General features: G+C 41.5%; 18 protein-coding genes and 1 pseudogene. 7 read left to right on the plus strand and 12 right to left on the minus strand.

Going from position 1 to position 21,445, the window contains the following annotated elements; all coding sequences use genetic code 11:
- Positions 1-14: 14 nt before the first annotated feature.
- Entirely contained in the window at positions 15-734 is a 720-nt protein-coding gene (locus ABD930_RS10280) for an anti-sigma factor (RefSeq protein ID WP_345231626.1), read from the minus strand.
- The gene (locus tag ABD930_RS10285; RefSeq protein ID WP_345231627.1) at positions 718-1,344 is read right to left on the minus strand and encodes an RNA polymerase sigma factor; all 627 of its coding nucleotides are present in this window, start codon (positions 1,342-1,344) and stop codon (positions 718-720) included. The genes ABD930_RS10280 and ABD930_RS10285 overlap by 17 nt, the downstream gene beginning before the upstream one ends.
- Before the next feature lie 172 nt (positions 1,345-1,516).
- On the opposite strand from ABD930_RS10285, the gene ABD930_RS10290 reads away from it, so the two are divergent.
- The 3 genes from ABD930_RS10290 to ABD930_RS10300 all read left to right on the plus strand — a co-directional run bounded on the left by ABD930_RS10290 (position 1,517) and on the right by ABD930_RS10300 (position 7,797).
- Positions 1,517-3,655, plus strand: a complete 2,139-nt coding sequence (locus ABD930_RS10290) for a catalase (protein ID WP_345231628.1) — start codon at positions 1,517-1,519, stop codon at positions 3,653-3,655.
- Between the two features lie 512 nt (positions 3,656-4,167).
- The gene (locus ABD930_RS10295) at positions 4,168-5,823 is read left to right on the plus strand and encodes an alpha/beta hydrolase-fold protein (RefSeq protein ID WP_345231629.1); all 1,656 of its coding nucleotides are present in this window, start codon (positions 4,168-4,170) and stop codon (positions 5,821-5,823) included.
- A gap of 444 nt (positions 5,824-6,267) precedes the next feature.
- Positions 6,268-7,797, plus strand: a complete 1,530-nt coding sequence (locus ABD930_RS10300; protein ID WP_345231630.1) for a serine hydrolase — start codon at positions 6,268-6,270, stop codon at positions 7,795-7,797.
- 85 nt (positions 7,798-7,882) lie between these two features.
- Here the strand turns inward: ABD930_RS10300 and ABD930_RS10305 are convergent, their stop codons facing one another.
- The gene (locus ABD930_RS10305) at positions 7,883-8,548 is read right to left on the minus strand and encodes a Rossmann-fold NAD(P)-binding domain-containing protein (RefSeq protein ID WP_345231631.1); all 666 of its coding nucleotides are present in this window, start codon (positions 8,546-8,548) and stop codon (positions 7,883-7,885) included.
- 329 nt (positions 8,549-8,877) lie between these two features.
- Between ABD930_RS10305 and gap the strand changes: the two genes are divergently transcribed.
- Positions 8,878-9,876 (plus strand): type I glyceraldehyde-3-phosphate dehydrogenase, encoded by a 999-nt coding sequence (gene gap, locus ABD930_RS10310; RefSeq protein ID WP_425571125.1) that lies wholly within the window; start codon positions 8,878-8,880, stop codon positions 9,874-9,876.
- A 46-nt stretch (positions 9,877-9,922) separates the two neighbouring features.
- Here the strand turns inward: gap and ABD930_RS10315 are convergent, their stop codons facing one another.
- The 6 genes from ABD930_RS10315 to ABD930_RS10340 all read right to left on the minus strand — a co-directional run bounded on the left by ABD930_RS10315 (position 9,923) and on the right by ABD930_RS10340 (position 13,879).
- Positions 9,923-10,912: a GlxA family transcriptional regulator gene (locus tag ABD930_RS10315; protein ID WP_345231632.1), complete on the minus strand. Its 990-nt coding sequence runs from the start codon at positions 10,910-10,912 to the stop codon at positions 9,923-9,925.
- A gap of 11 nt (positions 10,913-10,923) precedes the next feature.
- On the minus strand, positions 10,924-11,496 hold the full coding sequence (locus ABD930_RS10320) for a DUF4256 domain-containing protein (RefSeq protein WP_345231633.1): 573 nt from the start codon (positions 11,494-11,496) through the stop codon (positions 10,924-10,926).
- A gap of 148 nt (positions 11,497-11,644) precedes the next feature.
- A complete protein-coding gene (locus ABD930_RS10325) occupies positions 11,645-12,082 on the minus strand; it encodes a DoxX family protein (protein WP_345231634.1) in 438 nt (145 codons plus the stop codon).
- Between the two features lie 7 nt (positions 12,083-12,089).
- Positions 12,090-12,548 (minus strand): SRPBCC domain-containing protein, encoded by a 459-nt coding sequence (locus ABD930_RS10330; protein WP_345231635.1) that lies wholly within the window; start codon positions 12,546-12,548, stop codon positions 12,090-12,092.
- Between the two features lie 6 nt (positions 12,549-12,554).
- Entirely contained in the window at positions 12,555-12,881 is a 327-nt protein-coding gene (locus ABD930_RS10335) for an ArsR/SmtB family transcription factor (RefSeq protein ID WP_345231636.1), read from the minus strand.
- Between the two features lie 104 nt (positions 12,882-12,985).
- Positions 12,986-13,879 carry a DUF4886 domain-containing protein gene (locus ABD930_RS10340; RefSeq protein WP_345231637.1) on the minus strand — a complete coding sequence of 298 codons (894 nt, stop codon included), beginning with the start codon at positions 13,877-13,879 and terminating at the stop codon, positions 12,986-12,988.
- Between the two features lie 127 nt (positions 13,880-14,006).
- On the opposite strand from ABD930_RS10340, the pseudogene ABD930_RS10345 reads away from it, so the two are divergent.
- The 3 genes and pseudogenes from ABD930_RS10345 to ABD930_RS10355 form a co-directional block, all read left to right on the plus strand.
- A pseudogene (locus ABD930_RS10345) lies at positions 14,007-14,197 on the plus strand (alkaline phosphatase family protein); the annotation flags it as partial.
- A 94-nt stretch (positions 14,198-14,291) separates the two neighbouring features.
- Positions 14,292-15,806, plus strand: coding sequence for a sulfatase family protein (locus ABD930_RS10350; protein WP_345231638.1), 1,515 nt, complete (start codon positions 14,292-14,294; stop codon positions 15,804-15,806).
- Positions 15,807-15,999: 193 nt separating this feature from the next.
- Positions 16,000-17,667 carry an FAD-dependent oxidoreductase gene (locus ABD930_RS10355; protein ID WP_345231639.1) on the plus strand — a complete coding sequence of 556 codons (1,668 nt, stop codon included), beginning with the start codon at positions 16,000-16,002 and terminating at the stop codon, positions 17,665-17,667.
- Between the two features lie 69 nt (positions 17,668-17,736).
- On the opposite strand, the gene ABD930_RS10360 is transcribed toward ABD930_RS10355, so the two are convergent.
- From ABD930_RS10360 to ABD930_RS10370, 3 genes are read right to left on the minus strand one after another with little or no spacing between them, the layout of a single operon-like run.
- Positions 17,737-18,828 (minus strand): acyltransferase family protein, encoded by a 1,092-nt coding sequence (locus tag ABD930_RS10360; RefSeq protein ID WP_345231640.1) that lies wholly within the window; start codon positions 18,826-18,828, stop codon positions 17,737-17,739.
- Between the two features lie 17 nt (positions 18,829-18,845).
- Positions 18,846-19,709, minus strand: coding sequence for a PKD domain-containing protein (locus ABD930_RS10365; protein ID WP_345231641.1), 864 nt, complete (start codon positions 19,707-19,709; stop codon positions 18,846-18,848).
- A 15-nt stretch (positions 19,710-19,724) separates the two neighbouring features.
- Positions 19,725-21,239, minus strand: a complete 1,515-nt coding sequence (locus tag ABD930_RS10370; RefSeq protein ID WP_345231642.1) for a RagB/SusD family nutrient uptake outer membrane protein — start codon at positions 21,237-21,239, stop codon at positions 19,725-19,727.
- Between the last annotated feature and the right edge of the window lie 206 nt (positions 21,240-21,445).

Raw genomic sequence — 21,445 nt, forward strand, 5'->3', positions numbered from 1 at the left:
GGATTTTTATCAGGTCATTGTTTTAATAATTTTAGGGCATCCGGTTTTCCTTCTAGGTTTTGGGCAATAACTTCCTGCAGCAATTTCCTTCCTCGTACTTCATCACCTTTCTGGTTGCGTAATAAATAGGTCAATCCTTCGTAATACTTGCCCGGATTGCTATAAAGTTGTGTTTGTGCCCGAAGCTGTTGGAAATAGTCCAACGCTTGATCGTATTCTTTTTTCTGTAAATGGGCTAATCCGATTACACGTAGCGCATCGGCATCTTGCGGATGCTGGGTAAGGTATATTGCAGCCAATGTAATAGCAGGATCATATTGCTGCTGATTATACGCTTGAATAGCCCTTTGCAAGCTCTGTCCTTCATCCCCTAAATGTACCGATAGTTCCTTTAAATGCGTAGCTACATACTGTTCGGTGCGATTACTCAAACTCGACTTGAAAGGATTATTGAAATAAAATAGAACCGCTATAACAAACAATACTGACGCGGCTATGCTCATCCAAGTGCTAGGCGACAGGCGCCTTGCTTGTTCGGCCTCCAACGTGCTCCATTGTCGGTGTTTTTCTTCCAACAACGTTTCATAAGCTGCTTCCTTTGCCGCTGTTTTACTTTGTAGGTAAAAAGCTAAATCGTCGGCTAAGGTCGGATCATTAACTAGATCCGCTTCAAACTGCCGTTTTTCTACATCTGTGAGCTCGGCATCTACATACTGTTCAATCCGCTCTTCCATCGCTTGTCGTGATTAAACCTTTTACTGTTTTATACGATTGCTTTAACTTTTCCAAGCAACGCAACCGTGATGTTTTGGCTACTGCAGGCGATTGATAACCCATCTCTACCGCAATTTCTTTATCTTGGTAACCTTCTCCCCAAGCTAAGATAATACGCTGGCAACGTTCATCCATCAATTGGATTCGCCTTTTCAGATTTGCTACATCGTATTTAGCACATAAGCGACGTATCGTATCCTGATGTTCATCAGGCAATAGCTCTAAATAATGTTCCAGACCATCTTGCAGGTCGGCTCCTCGTTTACCGGCATGAAGTGTCCGTAAGCAATCCAGGCACTTGTTTTGGTAAATGCGATAAACGTAGGTTTTTAAAGAACTCTTTTGCGCGAACGCACCCGTATTAATTTGCCGGATAACGGCTAATATGGTGTCCGAATAGGCTATTGATGCTTCATCCTCCTGTAAGCGGTGCTTCCAAATGGCCTCCTTAATCAAATAACGGAACTTCAAGTAAAGCTTATTTTCCCAAGCCTGTCGTTGTGGATAGGCTTGCTGAATGCCCTTAATGATAGCATCATCCGTGACCTGTTTGGGCAAATTAAACCACATGTTTTAGCGCTAAATACTTGGTTTAAAGATAGTCATAATTTTTCTTAAATAAACAAAAATGTTACACTTACTTATTCGGCCAAACAATCTATAACGATTCGCGTTTTGTAAAAAAAGAAGAGACCAAGTACGGCCAACTATTATTTTTTTCTACTAACTAAACTTTTTTCCTATGAAAAGCAAAAAAATGGGCTCAACAGACAATCCGAAATTGGTTGATTTAGCACGCAACACCAGTGCGCAGGAAAACCAATTCATGACAACCGATCAAGGTGTTAAAATTAACGATGATGCTAATTCTTTAAAAGCAGGTGAACGCGGATCTACCTTACTAGAAGATTTTATTCTTCGGGAAAAGATTACTCATTTTGATCACGAACGAATACCGGAAAGGATCGTCCACGCACGAGGAAGTGGAGCACATGGCTACTTTGAATTGTACGAAGACCTTAGTGCTTATACCAAAGCGGGCTTCCTGACAGATACAACGCGTCAAACGCCGGTATTTGTTCGTTTTTCTACCGTTGCCGGAAGTAAAGGGTCTGCCGATTTAGCGAGAGATATTCGTGGGTTTGCTGTTAAGTTTTATACCAACGAAGGGATATTTGATTTAGTTGGCAATAATACCCCCGTTTTCTTTATACAGGACGCTATGAAATTTCCAGATGTGATTCATTCCGTCAAACCAGAACCCGATTGGGAAATTCCGCAAGCTGCTTCTGCGCACGATACATTTTATGATTTTATTTCCCTTGCAACAGAGACGTTACACAATCATATGTGGGCCATGAGTGATCGTGCGATACCACGGAGTCTCCGTATGATGGAAGGGTTTGGTATTCATACTTTTCGCTTAATTAACGCCCAAGGTAAACCACACTTTGTCCGGTTTCATTGGAAACCTAAATTGGGTATCCATTCCGTAACCTGGGAAGAGGCCGTGAAAATCAACGGAGCCGATCCAGACTTTCATCGCCGAGATCTATGGGAGGCGATAGCAACAGGTAACTACCCCGAATGGGAATTGGGTCTACAGATCATCCCAGAGGAAGATGAGCATAAATTTGATTTTGACCTTTTGGATGCTACTAAATTAATCCCCGAAGAACTGGTTCCAGTAAAAATAGTAGGTAAAATGACGCTCAATAGAAATCCGGACAATTTCTTTGCGGAAACGGAACAGGTGGCATTTCACCCAGGACATATCGTTCCGGGCATTGATTTTACGAACGATCCATTGCTTCAAGGTCGATTATTTTCCTATACAGATACACAGTTGTCTCGATTAGGTAGCCCTAATTTTCATGAGATTCCTATTAATAGACCCATTAATCCAGTACACAACAATCAACGTGATGCCCATATGCGCATGACGATTGATAAAGGAAAAACAGCTTATTTTCCCAATAGCATCGGTGGTGGATGTCCACATTTGGCCAAGATGGCTGAAGGCGGCTTCCACACGTACGAGGAGCGAATCGATGCGAAAAAAGTACGCGATAGAAGTAAAAGTTTTAGTGATCATTTTTCGCAGCCGGCTTTATTTTACCGTAGCTTGAAGGATTGGGAAAGAAACCATTTGGTCAATGCCTATGCCTTTGAACTAGGTAAGTGTGTATACGATACGATCAAGCAAAGGATGCTATGGTTATTAAATCAGATAGATAAGGATCTGGCTAAAAGGGTTGCCACTAAATTAGGTTTAGCTATCCCGACAGCGATTGATAAACCCATTAATCAAAATATCGGTGCTGATGCAGATCCGAAGAAACATGAGCCGGGGAAAGTAAAAAAATACCTTGAAAAATCTGATGCGCTCAGTCAGGAGCATATCCATTCGGATACCATCGCAACGCGGCAGATTGCTATTTTAGCGGCAGACGGTTTTGATATGAAATCGTATAAGAAAATGAAGGATTACTTAGAAAAAAATAAAGCCGTCGTTACGCTAATTGCGCCACATGGAGGGAAATTAACGTGCAATCAACAGATGGAGCATACGGTTGATGCTGCATTGATGACCACAGAAAGTGTACTTTACGATGCACTCTACATCCCCGGTGGTAAAGAAAGTATAAACGCACTAAAAAGAGAAAGCAAAGTATTCAAGTTTATAAATGAATCAGTAAAATACTGCAAGGCCTTAGCTTTTGAAGGCGAGGCTGCGGAAATCATGGACATGTCTGCGGCAAAAGATTTTAAAAATGACGATGCCGTATTCATAAATGGCAAACCTGAAGATTTTGCTCGAGCAATTGCTAAGCACCGGAATTGGAAGAGAGAGCCTCATACCGTGCATATTCCAGCGTAAAAGAAAAAAATAAAATAAATAAAACCATATACGGCAACGGATGTTTATTAACAAGGTTTAGGTTGATTATATAACAAAGGCTGTAGCTTCCCATAAGCACAGCCTTTGTTGGTACAGACGAAAGAAACTGAAATAAGGAGTTGTTTGATCATGTTATATTGTAAATAGCGGATTCATGGTGAATGTTGTTCCAAGTATATTAAGCACGGCTAATAAAACAAAATAATTAAACTTTTTAATATCTATACCTAACAGATTGTGTAAATGTTAAGCTATATTTCTTTTACAACTATCGGTTAAACTACCCAAAAAGACATATACATGTCATGTCAACCGTAGTGGAGGAATCTATTCCATAAACGGATCCTCGGCTACGCTCGGGATAATGAATAAGGCGCAAAATTTCCTTTAATTTGTTCTGTTAAAGTATGTTAAAAACAGCATAGTGATTTCTTTAAATAGCATATTTGCCTCTCAAGCAAATTTATTGATCTGTGTACCATCGAAATAACATGAAACTAGTCGCTATCCGATTGCTGTCTTTTCTTTGTTTCTATCTGGTAACGGCAATTGCTATGGGACAGGTGACGCTATCCGGACGTGTGGTGGATCAGGAAACCGGAAAACCGTTAGCCTATGTCAATATTGGTATCCGAAATAGAAATGTAGGCACTGTTTCTACAAAAAATGGTCAATATCATTTAGCAATAGCTGCGGCGCATGATACCGATACATTAACATTTTCGTTGGTAGGTTATGCAGCCGTTACGGTACCTATAGCACGTTTGAATGATGCTGGATCTGAAATAATTAAGTTGCACAAAAAAACAGTTAGCTTACCTGTTGTTGCTATTTCGGCGAACAAACTGGTTGAACGGAAATTCGGCATTAAGCGGCGAAATTTACTTGTCCATTTCACTGATGGTATGTTCAACCAGGAAGATATTTTTGAGATAGGCCAATTAATAAACATCGGTAATCGAGCTACACGTATTCAATCGCTTAATCTTTACATCAATTCGGCTAGAGCAGATAGTGCTACTTTTCGAATAAATTTTTATCGTTATGATGGGAAAAAACCGGCTGAGCGCGTCCTTGAACGTAGTATTGTGCAACGGCGGGCGATTCAATCGGGATGGCTGCGTTTTGAATGGAGGGACCCCGTGATTATAAAAGGCAATTTTATTGCTGCTGTCGAATTTATCCCTGAAAATAAGAAGGCTGTTCCCAATATTTCCTATGAAGTAAAATTAGGCGGTTCATCCAAGAGCTTTTATCGGCGAAATAGCCAAGGACAATGGAATACTCCCCCGCACCATTACTGTTTGTATGTAACGGCATTGGTAGATCCGTCGGTTAAAGAAGAAGCGGATGACCTGGAGGCCATGCCTGCATTTCGTTTATATGCCGATGCCATACGCGATTCTTTCAGCATCTTTGTTCAATTGCCAAAAGAGTACGTTAAACATCCTGACCGCCATTATCCTGTCATTTACCAATTAGACGGCAACGCATACGCTGATCAGGTCAATCAAATCGCAAGGCAATGGAAGCGCTCGTCGAAAAAAGAAAATAAGCTTGAACCTATCGTGGTTAGTGTTGGTTATGATAATGCTTATCTCATGGATTCGTTACGTATTAGGGATTATACTTTTCCCAAAGCTCCGCTCAAAGACAGTTTGCCCTTGAGCGGTGGAGGAGATCGTTTCTATACCTTCGTTACCAGCACCCTAATCCCACATATTGATCGTGTTTATCGAACGGATCGAACAAATAGAACACTGATGGGACATTCGTTTGGGGGATATTTTGTGTTGTACGCTTTATTTCGAGCCTACCAGGATGATAAAACAGCGCCATTATTTAACCATTATGTCGCAGCGAGTCCATCGATTACCTATGCCGACAGTTATCTCGTGAAGCAGTTCGGAACGTTAGCCCATCAGGGAATTGAATCCATCAATAAACCATCAACGCTATTCCTAACGATGGGTGAGAAGGAGCTGGATAGCTACACGGATACGTGTTTCCATAACTTGTTAGATGCGCTGAAATCATTGAAAAAGCTTGCGGTGTCGTCAAAAATTTATGAGCAGATAGAGCATATGGGTACCGCTATACCATCTTTTGAAGATGGCCTTACGATAACAGGGGATATGAATAAGTAGGATTTTGTTAAATACCTGTCCTATTGAAAAGGTAGGGGAGTACAATTTAAACATTAATGATTATATTGCCTCATCTAAATTTATGGTGATAACTATCATGATTCATTCATTCCCCTGAAAACAAAACAAGAATGAAAAATCTGATAGCTTTATCGCAACTAAAAAGCAAATTTAAATAGATGAAAAAAATAGAATATTTGCTACGATCGGAAAATCCACTTTATCGACTAACCAGGGTGTTAATTTTATGCTTATTGCTGATGGTGTTCTATCATATAGGAAAAAAAGATGGTGTTGTACTAAGATACCACAGCGTAGAAGTGCAAAAACCTTAAAGATTTTACTGTTGTTTAATCGTTGAAAGGTTTTTACACCCAGTTGAGTTAAGGTTATTTAGCTATTCACATGAAGTTCTTCCCATCTGCTTATATGTCTCTTTGGAGCATGATTTTTTTTGTAGCCTGCTCCACAGGAAAAGCGCAAACACTAAATAATCATCAGATGGATAGTCTTGTCAATAAAACATTAAAGACCTTCCATGTGCCGGGTATTGCGTTGGCTATTATAAAAGATAATCACATTATACACGCCAAAGGTTATGGTGTACGGTCTATACGTACCGGGGAGCCTGTGAATGAGCATACGGCTTTTGCTATTGCATCGAACAGCAAAGCTTTTACCGCTGTAGCATTAGGGTTATTAGTGGATGAAAAAAAGTTGCGTTGGGACACCAAGGTAACTGATGTCTTACCTGAATTTAAAATGTATGATCCTTATGTTACCGCTGAATTTACCATTCGTGATCTGTTAACTCACCGAAGCGGTTTGGGCTTGGGCGCTGGCGATTTAATGGTATGGCCCGATTCGGCGGACTTCACGAAATCCGAAATTATACATAACCTACGGTATCTTAAACCGGTATCGAGCTTTCGCACCAAGTTTGATTATGACAACCTCTTGTATATTGTGGCAGGAGAAGTTATTGCACGGTTATCGGGCATGAGCTGGGAAGAATTTATTGAGCGTCGTATTCTGAAGCCCTTAAATATGACACATAGCGCAGCGTCTTTGAGTAGGATGGCTGATCAATCGAATGTGATTGATGCGCATGCATTGGTGGATGGTCATCTACAGGTTATTCCTAGGCAGCTAAGCGAAGCCACTAATGCAGCGGGTGGAATAAATAGTAGCGTATCGGATATGAGTAGGTGGTTGATGATGCTGCTCAATAATGGAAAATATGGGCAACATTTAGAAAAGCAATTGATTAGCGAACATACCCTACGCGAAATTTGGTCGCCGCAAACGATTTATCACGACGATTCTCCTTATCACACGCATTTTTCCAGTTATGGTTTAGGATTCTTTTTGCGGGATGAGTGCGGGTATTTTGTTGTTGAACATACCGGTGGTTTAGCAGGTATGGTTACTCAAGTAACCTTAATCCCAGAGCTTAAACTCGGCATTATCGTTTTCACCAATCAACAATCAGGTGCTGCTTTTACGGCAATAAGCAATCAACTAAAAGATGGTTATTATGGTATCATAGGAAAAGACCGCATTCAGGAAAATTTTGATCAAGAACAAGCATGGTTTGCCAAAGGAAAAAGCGCTACGGATAGTCTGTGGAAGGTTATTGAACATCAGCGCGAAAATACGACAATAGATTTGGCTTCTTATGTCGGCACGTATCGTGATGATTGGTTTGGCAAAGTCGATATTACGAGACATAGCCAACACTTATTTTTTACGGCTCAGCGATCTCCTAAGTTAAAGGGTACGCTTACACACTATAAGGGTAATACTTTTATTGTAAGATGGAATGATCGAAGCTTGGATGCAGACGCCTACCTTATTTTTTCACTTAACAAAGATGGTTTTGCTTCTAGTATAAAAATGCAGGCTATTTCTCCGCTTACCGATTTTAGTTTTGATTTCCAAGATCTCAATCTGAAGCGAATTAACGAATACTAATTAGCAAATCTTCCATGGTACTGGAAAAAGCATTTTTTTGACGCTTTTCAATTTAACGGTTTTTGTAACTAATCTGTATTAGTGTTTATGCTCTCGCCAGCTGATTAATATCACTTACTTCCAGAACGGACTTTTCAGTGCCAATAGTAACACATTTAATCATTGCTAATCCAACTTGATGTAAAGTACTGGTCATCTTGGGCGCAATTAATTTTAGGACAGGGAAAAGCCACCCCAAATACGTATACAAAGCTAGGGTATGTTGTTGCCCAGGCACTGGTTTCATGAAGGCCGGTCGAAAATTATAGACCTTTTTGAAAGGAAGACCGATTAGTGTGTTTTCTGTTCTCCCTTTTACCCGAGCCCACATGATGCGACCTTTTTCGCTACTATCGGTACCCGCACCACTAACATAAGTGAATACCATATGTGGATGCAGTTCGGCAAGTATTTTAGCAAAATGGACTGTTATGGTATAGGTAATATTGGTGTATTTTTCTTCAGACATTCCTACGCTGCTTATACCTGCGCAAAAGAAACAGGCATCATACCCAAGCAACGCAGGATCACCTGATTGTAGGTGCAAGAAATTCGGAACAAGGTATTCTTTTAATTTGGAATGCGTCAACTTCGTTGCTTTTCTGCTTACACTGAGCACTTCTGAAATTTCCGGATCAGCAAGGCAGGTTAATAAGACCCCTTCGCCAACCATTCCCGTGGTTCCCGTAATGATAACTTTGTACTGTTTCATTTCATAAATGTACTTATTTTTACGTATTTATTATTATTGCTCCGTTTGGTATCTTTAAATAGTATAACGATTGAAATAGTATAGCAATTGCTTATCTTTTGTTAGCCTAGTCTGCACACATCAATCTAATAGCGAAGAACTATTACAATTTTATACACGACACTACAAGACCAGTTGTTGAAATGGTTGAATAGTGAATAGCCTATACGGCAATACGTTCAATATTGTGTTCATTAAATTATAATAGTTTTTTTGGCAGTATTTGATGGTTTTTTGTCATTTAAGACATGAAGGTTAATGGGTAATTTTGGGAAGAAAAAAATATAATTATGATCAAAGTTGCTATTAACGGATTTGGCCGGATTGGACGTTTGGCATTCCGTGAATTGATGAACCATGATAAACTGGAAGTTGTTGCTATTAACGATTTAAGTGCTCCCTCCATGTTAGCCTATTTGCTAACCTACGATTCTATACAGAGAAGATTTGAGCATACGGTTGAACATACCGATCAAGCGTTGATTGTCAACGGCAAACCTATTAGGGTTTACGCCGAACGGGACCCACATCAATTACCCTGGGCAGATCAACAAATCGATTTGGTACTGGAATGTACGGGTATTTTTGAATCGAAGGAAAAAGCGTCTGCACATCTGAAAGCCGGTGCAAAAAAAGTCATTATTTCGGCTCCATCAGACAAAGATGTCAAGACTATTGTCTATCATGTTAATCACCAATTGCTTGATGCCACCGATCAGTTAATTAGCTGCGCTTCTTGTACAACCAATTGTTTGGCGCCAATGGCTAAGGTGCTCAATGATCAATTTGGTATTGTTACCGGACAAATGACTACGATCCATGCGTATACCAACTCGCAACCTTTGATGGATACCCCTGATCCAAAAGTAAACTTTCGTAAGTCGCGAGCGGCAGCCGACAGCATTGTTCCCTATACAACCGGAGCTGCAAAAGCAATTGGCTTGGTTATCCCGGAATTAGCGGGTAAACTTGATGGTTCTTCACAGCGTGTTCCGGTTCATGCGGGATCGGTGGTTGAATTGTTCACGGTGCTTGGGAAAATAGTAACGGTAGACGAAATTAATGCTACCATGCAAGCGGTAGCCAATGAATCTTACGGTTATACGGCCGATCCGATCGTTTCTGCTGATGTGATAGGCATGCACTACGGTTCATTATTTGATGCTACGCAAACTAAAGTGGTGCGTGCTGGTGATAAGCAGTTAGTCAAAACGGTTGCTTGGTATGATAACGAAATGTCTTTTGTCTCTCAAATGGTACGTACAGCGGCATATTTTGGAGCATTGTAATCGTATTCTTGCAGTCGGTATCCAGTTTATGTTTGCCGACTGTTCCTTATACCGCTGCCGTAGCAAAACTCCTTCGGTAATCGCTAGGCGTGGTTTTCAGGTGGCGTAAAAATAAACGGCGTAAACCATCGGCACTACCCACACCACATTCGTTTGAGATTTCATCGATGGTTAGTCTGGTTTCCTCCAATCGTCTACGTGCTGTTTCAAGACGAACTTTTTCTACATATTTTGCCGGGGTAATGCCGGTTTCCCTTAGAAACACCCGCGCAAAATTCCTCGGGCTCATAGACACCTTTTCCGCCAATAGCTCTACGGTCAATTCTTCATCTAGATGATGGATAATCCATTCTTGCACAGTTTGAATGGGCTCATAATCCACCTGTTGATGCATCAGGATATTGCTAAATTGTGATTGATTTCCAGGGCGTTTGAGGTAAAGTACGAGCAGTCGTGCAACCATAACGGCAATGTCCCTGCCAAAATCTTCTTCTACCAAGGCTAGTGATAAATCCATTCCCGTAGATATTCCCGCAGATGTATATATATTTCCGTCCTTTACATAAATTGGATCTTTTTCTACCTTTATTTGCGGATAAAGCGTTGCCATTTTAGCACAGACCTGCCAGTGGGTGGTTGCTCTTCGGCCATTGAGTAAGCCAGCTTCGGCTAAGATAAAAGCACCGGCACATATGGAGCCGATTCGGCGAATTTTACAGGCATGTTCTTTCAGCCACGTTAAAGCGGGTTGCAGTGTGTTACTTTCGGCGGTACCTTTACCAGCAAATAGCAGGGTGTCCACCTCGTAGTTAATGGAGTTAATGTCTCCTTCACACACAATAGGCAGTCCGGCAGAGGTGTGTACGATAGGGGATGAGTCGACCGACAATACATGTGTGGTGTAAGCTGGTTTCAAGGAAGCTATATGATCGTTAAGGTAGTCAGTTGTTTTTGTAAAGACTTCAAGGGGGCCTGCTACATCGAGAATGGAAGTCATGGGAGGGACGACAAGGACTATATGTTTGGTTTTGTCCATTACAGCGTTGTTTAAACCTTTAGTGACCCTCTGAAACCTCTAGCTGCATAGTAAGAGTCGGCACCATTGTGATACACGAAAATCTGACCATAGCGATAATCACAGAAGAGGGCACCCCCAAGTTTTCGGACGGGTGTAGGTGTTTTTATCCAGCTCGACGTTTTGGTATCAACCTTTCCAAGTTGTTGTAATGTTCGATATTCTTCTTCCGTTAAAAGCTCAATACCCATGGCGCTTGCCACATCCACGGCGTTATCCGCCGGCTTATGCATTTTTCTTGCTTCCCATGCCTCACGATCGTAACAAAGGCTGCGACGGCCTTTTGGACTTTCGGGAGCGCAATCATAAAAAAGGTATTCATTTGTCTTCTCGTCGTAACCAACGACGTCAGGTTCACCATCGGTTCTCTCCATTTCATAGAGCGACCATAGTTTCGCTGTATTTTTAGTTAATTTTTCCCGTACATCGTTCCATGAAAGGCCTTGGTGTCGAATGTTATTTTTCTCAAAACGGGTTTCTAAGGTACGTAAAAGTTCTTCACGTTGGGCTTGCGATAATTCTTTTTTGGGGTTATCTCGATTCATATTGCTAAGATTTGTTTTGTCATTTAAACGCTTGAGCTTTTATGATTATTACTGCTCTTCCCTAACACGAAGGAATACATAAATTTATCATGCTCAATATCTCGATTGCTTGTTGCCACTTTTCCACTTTACCAAGTAAAAATCAATCTTAGGATTCTTCATGCTGTTCGTTTTTATTGATCACAGAAACTAACTGTCTATCTATAGGTCTCGAATACCACGATATTACGGTTAAGATAAGCAATAGCAATGGTCCAAACAATATTGTGGGATTATCTCCACTGATTAAATGGGATACAATGGCTCCCGTCATGGTGAAAAAGAAACCAGCATATGCCCATTCTTTCAATAATGGAAATTTAGGAATAAGCACGGCCACTACACCCAATATTTTCCAAATTCCGATAATGGTTAATAGATAGGTCGGATAACCCAAATGCGTTATATTGGCCACTTCATCTTTATTTTGAATTAACTGTACGATTCCGGTAGACAGCATTCCTAAGCTAAGCCAGCATGTAGCTATCCAATAGATTACTTTCGTTACTTTTTTTGAGCTTGCGAACCTTGTTTCTTTTGTCGTCATTGTCTGCTTAATTTAAGATCTCTTGTAAACGATTATGGGCCATATTAATGCCTTGGGCAAAAGGTAGTTGTAATAGTTGATCTCTAAGGGTAACGGATTCGTAGATGGTATGGATGCCTATTTTGCTGGTTTGGCCAGTAAGTTTTTCAAATTTTAAAATTTCTAGCTGAACGCCAAAAGATGCATGCTCCATCTCAAAGGTCCGGATAATTTTTTCATTCGGGATAAATGTATGTATGGTTCCATTAGCTCGAAAAACGACGTTTCCCTGCTTGTCGCTCGTTTCAAACTGCCAGCTGCCATGTTTTCTGTTTTCTAGTTTAAGTACCTTCGTTCCCATCCATTGTTCTATAAGTTCAGGTTCTACATAGGCTTTGAAAAGTAATTCTAAGGGCAGGTCAAATTCCCGGGTTATGACTAGATCTTGCTTACCGTCTTCGGCATTTATTTTTGTTTTTAACTCCATGATATGCTATTTTTTTGATAGGTAATTTTTCATGACTGTTTCTAATTTATTAAATCGGTCATCCCACATTTTGCGGAATGGCTCAATAAAATCGGCTACCTCTTTCATTTTTTCTGCATTAATATGGTAGTGGATTTCTCTACCTTGTTGTTTTTGGTGAAGTAAGCTGCACTCGCTAAGTATTTGTAAGTGCTTAGAAACAGTTGGCCTTGCGGTGTCAAAATGGGAAGCTATAGTGCCTGCAGTCATCGATGGTGCTGTTGCTAATAAGAGTAGAATGGCTCTTCTAGTTGGGTCAGCTATAGCTTGGAAAACATCTCTTCTTAAATTCATTGCGTAGCTATTTGACTACAAATATATATGTAGTTATTTAGCTACACAAATTTTTGTGTAAATAAATTATCCAGTAATACTGATATAAATCATGTAACCTATTGCTACTGTTCGATTACGGGTTCCTGTTTATCCACTTTTATCTTCGTTGTTTTAAAGGGGTGGCGGACCGCAGCATGTGCCGCCTGTTTGGCAATTTCAGCAGCTTCTGCACTTACTTTCTCCGGACGATAACGTTCAGTTGGTGCTTCTTCCCTGAATAAGGATTCAAACCACGTACATGCAGCGATGAAACGACCAATTTGGAGGTTTAAGTGGTACCCGTCACGGGTTAGGTTATCGCCTAGAAAGGTGGTTCGGGCATTTTGGATAGCAGTACCTGAAGGTACAAGTACGTCAAAGTGGAATCTTTTTTTTGCTTGAGCAGAGGCCTTCATAATATTTTTATACATCTGTTGTTGATCCTTTCCATAATTAGCAAATCCCGGATGGGTAGAATTTGGGGCATAAGCCCAGGTCTGGTGCCAGATGTATTTAACACCTGGCGCATCTACACTATCTAAAAAGTGCTTAATGCCGGTAAGAGGTTCGGTATAGGTTTCGTATTGACCAGACAAAGGACTTGCTTGTTGGATGGAAATATAGTCCCAGGGTTCATTTTGCAAGGCAGTGAGGATACTGATATTGGCTGTTGTCGATTTGCTCCCATCCACGGCAATTTTCCGGTAGCTATAGGCGTTCTTATTGCCCTGAATATTTTCCCAATGGAGCGAGAGGGGCGCACCGCCGATATATAGATTTCCGATAAGAATCTTTTTTCCAGCAGCATCTGCTAACTCGTGCAAATACTGCTCTAGGGCATCCTCAGAAAAACTATTGCCAATGGCTAGCACCCGTAAGGTATCTCCAGCAGTCGATTGGCCATACACCATAGATAATGGTGCTATTAACAGGAATAGAATGAAAAATAATAGTGGTTTTTGTTTAGACATAATCATAGACAATATGTGGTTTAATAAAATATCTAGCCCCAAACTTAGATAAAATGCCTGTTATTAGGTAATCTTAAAAAATAATCTATATTTACAAGGAGTTAACAGCGTATGCTATGCACACGCAGCCGGCCTGTCCAGTATGCTACCTCCTTCGATAGAGCATGCCTTAACTATTTATCCTGCTCCGGGAAGTACATATATGGATGCCGAACATGTAGTCATCTTGATGCAGGAAAACCGCTCGTTCGACCACTATTTCGGATCCTTGCAGGAGTGCGCGGTTTCAACGATTCACGTGCCATTCGGTTAGTCAATGGGAATCTTTAATGGTTAAACCTGCTCCATACGTAAGCGTGTTAAGTAATTAAAAAACCTAAAAATGAATTGGATGTGTAAGATTTTTAAACGAATAGCTATGATAAGCATGGCTAACTTCTTGGTTTTTTTGCCGAGACCTACTTTCGGGCAAGAGCAGGCATTGAAGCCCAACGTCATTTATATCTATGCCGATGATCTAGGATATGGTGATATCAGTGCAAACAGTGCAACAAAGATCCATACACCCAATATCGATCGCTTGGCTACAAGTGGGGTTCGTTTCACTAATGCCCATGCCTCCTCTGCAACGTGTACGCCATCCCGTTTTGCGCTAATGACCGGAACATATCCTTGGCGGAAAGAAGGAACGGGAATATTGCCGGGAGATGCAGCCTTGATTGTACCAACAGACAAAATGACCTTGCCAAAAGTTTTCAAAAAGGCTGGTTATCGTACAGCTATTATAGGAAAATGGCATTTGGGTTTGGGTACACAGGTTAAGAAAGATTGGAATCATGCCATCACTCCTGGCCCCAACGAGGTGGGATTTGATTATTCTTTTATTTTTCCAGCAACTGCAGATCGCGTGCCGACTGTATTTTTGGAAAATCATGCGGTGGTGGCTCGTGATGATAACGATCCCATTGAAGTAGATTACCAACATCCCGTAGGAAATGATCCGACAGGAAAGGACCATCCAGAATTGCTAAAATTGAAAGCTTCTCCAGGGCATGGCCATAACCAGACTATTGTTAATGGTATTGGTCGCATCGGTTATATGAGTGGTGGTTATCAAGCAAGATGGGTGGATGAGGAGGTCTCGAGTACCTTTCTATCAGTTGCCGAGGACTATATCAAAGCGAATAAAGATCGACCTTTCTTTTTATACTTTTCGGTTACCGAACCGCATGTGCCCCGCATGCCTGCTACGCGGTTTAGAGGAAAGAGTGGCTTAGGACTCAGAGGTGATGCTATTTTACAATTGGATTGGACTGTTGGACAGCTACTGGATGAAATAGAACTTTTAGGCTTAAAAGATAATACGATGATTATTTTTAGCAGTGATAACGGACCGGTTTTGGATGATGGTTACCAAGACGGCGCGGTTACCCAAAGAAATGATCATCAACCGGCAGGTCCTTTAAGGGGCGGAAAATATAGCATTTTTGAAGGTGGAACCCGAGTTCCCTTTATGGTTAATGGGCCTGGCGTAGCACAGGGTAAAGTTTCGGATGCCTTGATTTGCCAGATGGATTTGTTGGCTTCTTTTGCGACAATGCTTGGACAACAGGTACCTACTGAAGCGAGCGATAGTAAGCCTTTATGGGAGGTGCTTTTGGGTAAATCGGTAAATGGTCGCAGCTATTTGATAGAACATGCAGGTTCGCTAGGGATTATTAAAGGTCATTGGAAATATATTGAGGCTAGTAATAAACCGGCGTATGCAAAATTGACGGATACAGAACTAGGCAATGCTAAAGAAGAACAGTTGTATGATTTATCGAAGGATTTAGGCGAGCAGCATAATGTTGCCAAGGAGCATCCGGAAGTGGTGAAAGATTTAGCAGCGATATTGGTAAAGGAAATCGCAGTTAAAAAAACGAGGGAATAGGCAATAAGCTGACATACGGCTGTCATTTCATGGTATAGCTTATGTAGCATCATAAAAAATACGGGTTATGCATGCATTTGTAGATGCTTTATTTGAGTCGGACTTTTATCGTATTTATCGTTTATTATTTCTACATTAGGAAATAAAATGTAGCAGTAATTGCTATAGAACTAACCCATTCAATATAGACAGTATGATAAAAAAAGTAGTTTTACTCATTTGTATCGTAGTTACCATGGGCGCCTGTAGCCCTAAAGCAGAAGTTGGAGAAGAAGCAGATGTTATTATCTATGGAGGTACAGCAGCTGCAGTCATTGCAGCGGTTCAAGTAAAAAAATCAGGAAAATCAGTGATCGTAGTTTCTCCGGATAAACATTTGGGTGGACTTTCTTCAGGTGGCTTAGGTTTTACAGATACCGGAAATAAGGGCGTTATTGGTGGTTTGGCACGCGATTTTTACCATCGTATTTACATGAAGTACCAAGACAGTACTGCTTGGCAATGGCAAAAGCAGGCTGAATATGGTAATAAGGGACAGGGAACACCTGCCATGGATGGAGACGCACGAACCATGTGGATCTTTGAGCCACACGTGGCTGAAGAGGTGTTTGAAGATTATGTGAAGGCTTTTGACCTCGATATCCGCAGGGACACTTGGCTTAATCGTGAAGATGGAGTGGAAAAAGAAGATGGACGGATTGTATCAATCAAAACAGCAGATGGAAAAGTTTTTCGTGGTAAAATGTTTATTGATGCAACTTATGAAGGTGATTTAATGGCAGCAGCAGGAATTAGTTATATCGTTGGTCGCGAAGCCAATAGTCAATATGATGAAAAGTGGAATGGCATACAAACGGGTGTGTTACATCACGACCATTATTTTAAGTCGAATATTAGTCCCTATAAAATTCCCGGCGATAGCACCAGCGGATTGCTTTATGGCGTATCGGGTGACGATCCGGGAAAATATGGTGAGGCCGACAAGCGTGTTCAGGCCTATTGTTTCCGCATGTGCTTGAGTAATCATCCGGAAAACCGCGTACCTTTCCCAAAGCCAGAAAACTATAATCCGGATAATTATGAATTGTTGGCACGTGTTTTTGCCTCTGGCTGGCATGAAACATTCCGTAAATTTGACCCCATTCCCAACAGGAAAACGGATACCAATAACCATGGCCCATTTAGTACGGATTTTATTGGAATGAATTATGACTATCCAGACGGTAGTTATGAGGAGCGTAAGGAAATTATCAAGGCTCATGAAGATTACCAAAAAGGTTTACTATACTTCTTGGCGAATGACCCACGGGTGCCGGAAGCGGTTCGTAAAGAAATGGCGCAATGGGGCTTAGCGAAAGATGAATTTACGGACAATGGCAATTGGCCACACCAGATTTATGTGCGTGAAGCCCGCCGCATGATTGGCGATTATGTCATGACGGAGCATGATGTTTTCGGTGAACGCGAGATTAAAAATCCGGTGGGTATGGGTTCATATGCCTTAGATTCACATAATACCCAACGCTATGTGAAACCTGATGGATTTGTTCAGAATGAAGGCGATATAGGTGTGTCGCCAAAAAAGGGTCCTTATCAGATTGCTTATGGTGCCCTTGTGCCAAAGAAAGAAGCGTGTGAAAATGTATTGGTGCCGGTCTGCATTTCGAGCTCGCACACGGCTTTTGGTAGTATCCGCATGGAACCTGTGTTCATGATATTGGGGCAAAGTGCAGCTTTGGCTGCGGTTCGTGCGATCGATCAAGGCTTAAGTGTACAGGATGTTCCGTATACTGATCTGAAAAAAGATTTGTTGAAAGAACAGCAGGTATTGGAAAATCCAGCACAAAAGACTTCGATATAAAGAAAATCCGCGACAAGATGTGTAGGTATCACACCCCTTGTCGCGGAATTTTGATTTGGTTTTTGTATACTATAGTTTAAAGAATATTTTATGCTGATATAACCAATAGCAGAGATACCATTCGGCTATCCAAGTAGATAGGGCACTTAGGATGGCAGCAATGTCGGCAGAGATACCTATTCCGCGTATCGTACCTCCAATGAAGATATCGATAAAACCATTGAACCATTGCATACCAACTGTTTCAAAGAATAGGTAAATAAAGATGGCATTCATACCGGCTACGGTGCCAATCCATGCATAACGATGGTATCCTTTAACATCGCTTAACCAATAGATCCCGGCTAAGATAAACAAAACCCAACCACCGGAAACCAAGACAAAGGAACTGGTACTGATCCGTTTGATAATGGGCGTTATATCGCTGATATCTAAAGCATAACCCAAGACTAAAGCAACAAGTCCGGCAATAAGTAAGTGATTGATCTTGTACTTAGTGGTTTGAGCTGCCATGAGGAGCTTGCCTGCTAATACTCCCCAAATCGTATGCGCAGCGGTAGGCAAAAAATTGATGGCTACCCATCCATCGCTATTGATTTTACCCATTAATACTTGATCCATCCAATTACCAAAATTGTGACCATCTACAAAGGGCTGATCATATCCAGGTAGGGCACAGCTGCGGTATAAAAGCTCGGTTAGTCCGAGTAAGCATAGGCTGATAAGCAGCTGCCCTTTTGTGGGCAGCTGAATGATCAGATAAGCAATAAGCGTGGTGACTGCTAGTTGGCTGAGTACGTTCCATAATTCCCAAACTAATTTCCCTGCGTAGACACAATGCAGTCCGACGCCACACAGCAATAAACGGAAGCAGCGTATCAAAATTTTCCTGAAATTTTGTTGCCAGCTGATGCCGCGCTGAAGCTGTTTTTGATAAGATAGATACAGTGCAGCACCGGCCATGAACATGAAGGCTGGTTGCACAAGATCCCAAAAGTGTAAGCCATGCCAGGGATGATGAAAAAACTGGATAACGAGTTTATTCTGTGGAAAGGAGTGATGTATGGTATCGTAAACCCGACAGCTTTCGGCAGCCAGCAACAACATAATGATACCCCGCATGAGATCTAAGGATTGTACTCTTTTGCTGATGGATTCCATAATATATTTTTTTGGGGTTAGTCTTCCATATTTAGGTAATAAGCGGGATCACCTTCGGCCGGAGCAAAACCGATAGAAGCTGACCAATCATTTTTCACCGCATTAAAACCGATGCGCATGCCCGTACCGGTGAGTCCTTTTAATTTGGTACGGTCAATTCGCATTTCGAAACGAACTTCATTGCTGGTGGAACTGACTGTACCCAATTGGTAAGCCTCGGCAATGCTTTGCTGATCAAAAGCGAAATCGCTTTGTGCACCATTATGGTAAAAGATATCTAATTGACCTTCCAGCAATACACCTTCTAATAAAATGTCGAAACCTCCATTGGTGAATGTGCCAGTTAATAAACCGGTACCTGCATCGTTATCGCTGTCGATATAAATATCAAATATATCGGCATTGGCCTTATTCGTTTGCAATTCGCCATAAATATAAATATAGTTGCCATCGTAGTCCAATTTAATATCGTTGATAATGCCCCCTGCAGCACCCGGCTGAATACGGTTCGTGCTAATGGTATCCCAATCGGCCAAGCTCTTATCGTCTAACCTAATAGGAGAGGCTTTTGATATGCGGATAACCGTAGATCCTTCTACGATCTCTCCATTGGCTGCGGTAACATAGAGGGTGGCGACAAACTTCCCCTTACTGGGATAAGTATGTGTGGGATTTTCTTCCGTAGAGCTTTCGCCGTCGCCGAAATCCCACCGATAGGCTGTTCCTCCCTCGGTTTGATTCGTGAAGTTAACGTCGTGACCCGATACTTGTACTTGATACACAACATCCAATGCCGGTAAACGGAAATCTTCCTTGCAAGACAAGATGCTGCTAAAAATAGCGGCAAGGAATAGCGTCATATGTTTATACGTTTTCATCATGTTGCTGTTTTAAATTTATGGGTTTTGGATAACGGCTGGATTGCTGAGCACTTCGTCTACCGGAATATAATAAATGATACGATTGCTATCCCAAGCAATATCCCGGTTGCTATAGCCTGTAGGGACTTTAGTAGGCTGTATATCAGTCTCTTTTAGTCCGCGCAGGTGATAACCCCAATAGGCACGGACGACATTCCGCTTGTTTCTAACAAGGTCGTATAGACGGTGCCCCTCAAAGGCAAGTTCTATTCGCCGTTCTTTGAGCACAACATCTAAAGCGGTATTCCCTGATGGAAGTGCTCCTTTGTAAAGGGAAGCACTAAGCCCACGATTTTTCCTGATTTCATCTACCATATCGAGGGCCACAGCAGTTTGGCCAAGCTTGGCCGCTGCTTCGGCTTTGTTGAGGTACATTTCCGCTAGCCGGAATAAAATAGGGGAGCTGAGGTTCGGATCGCCATCCTGAAACGAGAATTTACGGATGTAGTAGCAATCGATACCGTTTAATTTTCGGACATTGCCTCCTTCGTCTTTGGCGGCTTCGATGTATGACCAACGAACGTCTTCGGGGTGCTCTTCCATGACTTTACGTAAGGAGGCGCTTGCAAATTCTTCGCCCCAGCCAGAGTTGCCGTCTGAATAGATCATCGAAGCAATGGATCCAAATTTTCCATAATTATCCAGCTGACTGAAGCCGATACAGAAAATGGTTTCCTTGCTGTTCTGTGCGTTAGCAAATAGGTTTGGAAAACTTGCTGTGGTTTCCAGTTCGAAGCGACCGGACTGGATAACCTTATCGGCATTTTCGATGCTCTTCTCATGTTGTTCGGTATAAAGGTATACGCGAGAGAGTAAAGCCCAAGCGGCTTCTTTGGAAGCATAGGTTATGCCTCGTGGTGTATTCATCAGACTAGCCGCTTGTTCAGCATCTTGAATAATAGCATCATACACTTCAGCAACGGTAGATCGGCCCTTTTCTGAGGGGTCATCAACATGGGTGCGTAACACAATTCCAGGTGCTTGAGGGTCAATACTATAAGGTTTTGCAAATAAACGCACGAGATTAAAATGGCAAAGCGCTCGCAAAAAATAACACTCCCCTAATAATTGTTGGGTTTGCGTATCTAACTCAGCATGTTGATCAATAGCTGCGATAATGGTGTTGGCGCTGTTGATCATTTTGTATGACACATACCAATAATACCGGGTATTGCTTTGAGTCGGACTGTGATCGTGCGTAAAACTGTTAAATAAGGGATCTTCCGTAACTTGCCCGCAAGTAATGTCATCGCTGGCAAAATCAGTGAGCTGATAGTATTGCCGAAGGTACATGTTATTATCATCTTGTGTGCCGTTAAATTCAATATGATCTTTAAAAAGCGAATAGATGCCATTTAATGCATTTTGTAAGCCTTGCTCACTGCCAACTAAAGAGCCGGTAGTAATGGCGTCGCTTGGTTCTACCGTCATGCTGCAACGGCTAGTCATTAACATTAGCAGCGGTAAGACAAAATATCGTGTTGTTTTCATCTATTTATTTTTTTCAATTGTTGATGAGCGCTCGATGAAAATAATATTGACGCACAGGGGCAATATTATTTTCATCTCGGTTTCATATGTAAATAATTATTCATTCGTGTTTGCATCCAATTGTATTCATGAATGCTTCGCATTTTGTCTTTTAATGGCCATATGGAATGTCCAGATTATTTTCATTGGTGTTTGTGTTTGGCAAT

The organism is Olivibacter ginsenosidimutans, from assembly GCF_039542865.1.
Lineage (GTDB): Bacteria > Bacteroidota > Bacteroidia > Sphingobacteriales > Sphingobacteriaceae > Olivibacter > Olivibacter ginsenosidimutans.

Bases quoted from the DNA above. Each gene is read 5' to 3' on its own strand.
- ABD930_RS10280 (WP_345231626.1), bottom strand. From the start codon at position 734: ATGGAAGAGCGGATTGAACAGTATGTAGATGCCGAGCTCACAGATGTA.
- ABD930_RS10285 (WP_345231627.1), bottom strand. From the start codon at position 1,344: ATGTGGTTTAATTTGCCCAAACAGGTCACGGATGATGCTATCATTAAG.
- ABD930_RS10290 (WP_345231628.1), top strand. From the start codon at position 1,517: ATGAAAAGCAAAAAAATGGGCTCAACAGACAATCCGAAATTGGTTGAT.
- ABD930_RS10295 (WP_345231629.1), top strand. From the start codon at position 4,168: ATGAAACTAGTCGCTATCCGATTGCTGTCTTTTCTTTGTTTCTATCTG.
- ABD930_RS10300 (WP_345231630.1), top strand. From the start codon at position 6,268: ATGATTTTTTTTGTAGCCTGCTCCACAGGAAAAGCGCAAACACTAAAT.
- ABD930_RS10305 (WP_345231631.1), bottom strand. From the start codon at position 8,548: ATGAAACAGTACAAAGTTATCATTACGGGAACCACGGGAATGGTTGGC.
- gap (WP_425571125.1), top strand. From the start codon at position 8,878: ATGATCAAAGTTGCTATTAACGGATTTGGCCGGATTGGACGTTTGGCA.
- ABD930_RS10315 (WP_345231632.1), bottom strand. From the start codon at position 10,912: ATGGACAAAACCAAACATATAGTCCTTGTCGTCCCTCCCATGACTTCC.
- ABD930_RS10320 (WP_345231633.1), bottom strand. From the start codon at position 11,496: ATGAATCGAGATAACCCCAAAAAAGAATTATCGCAAGCCCAACGTGAA.
- ABD930_RS10325 (WP_345231634.1), bottom strand. From the start codon at position 12,082: ATGACGACAAAAGAAACAAGGTTCGCAAGCTCAAAAAAAGTAACGAAA.
- ABD930_RS10330 (WP_345231635.1), bottom strand. From the start codon at position 12,548: ATGGAGTTAAAAACAAAAATAAATGCCGAAGACGGTAAGCAAGATCTA.
- ABD930_RS10335 (WP_345231636.1), bottom strand. From the start codon at position 12,881: ATGAATTTAAGAAGAGATGTTTTCCAAGCTATAGCTGACCCAACTAGA.
- ABD930_RS10340 (WP_345231637.1), bottom strand. From the start codon at position 13,879: ATGATTATGTCTAAACAAAAACCACTATTATTTTTCATTCTATTCCTG.
- ABD930_RS10350 (WP_345231638.1), top strand. From the start codon at position 14,292: ATGATAAGCATGGCTAACTTCTTGGTTTTTTTGCCGAGACCTACTTTC.
- ABD930_RS10355 (WP_345231639.1), top strand. From the start codon at position 16,000: ATGATAAAAAAAGTAGTTTTACTCATTTGTATCGTAGTTACCATGGGC.
- ABD930_RS10360 (WP_345231640.1), bottom strand. From the start codon at position 18,828: ATGGAATCCATCAGCAAAAGAGTACAATCCTTAGATCTCATGCGGGGT.
- ABD930_RS10365 (WP_345231641.1), bottom strand. From the start codon at position 19,709: ATGATGAAAACGTATAAACATATGACGCTATTCCTTGCCGCTATTTTT.
- ABD930_RS10370 (WP_345231642.1), bottom strand. From the start codon at position 21,239: ATGAAAACAACACGATATTTTGTCTTACCGCTGCTAATGTTAATGACT.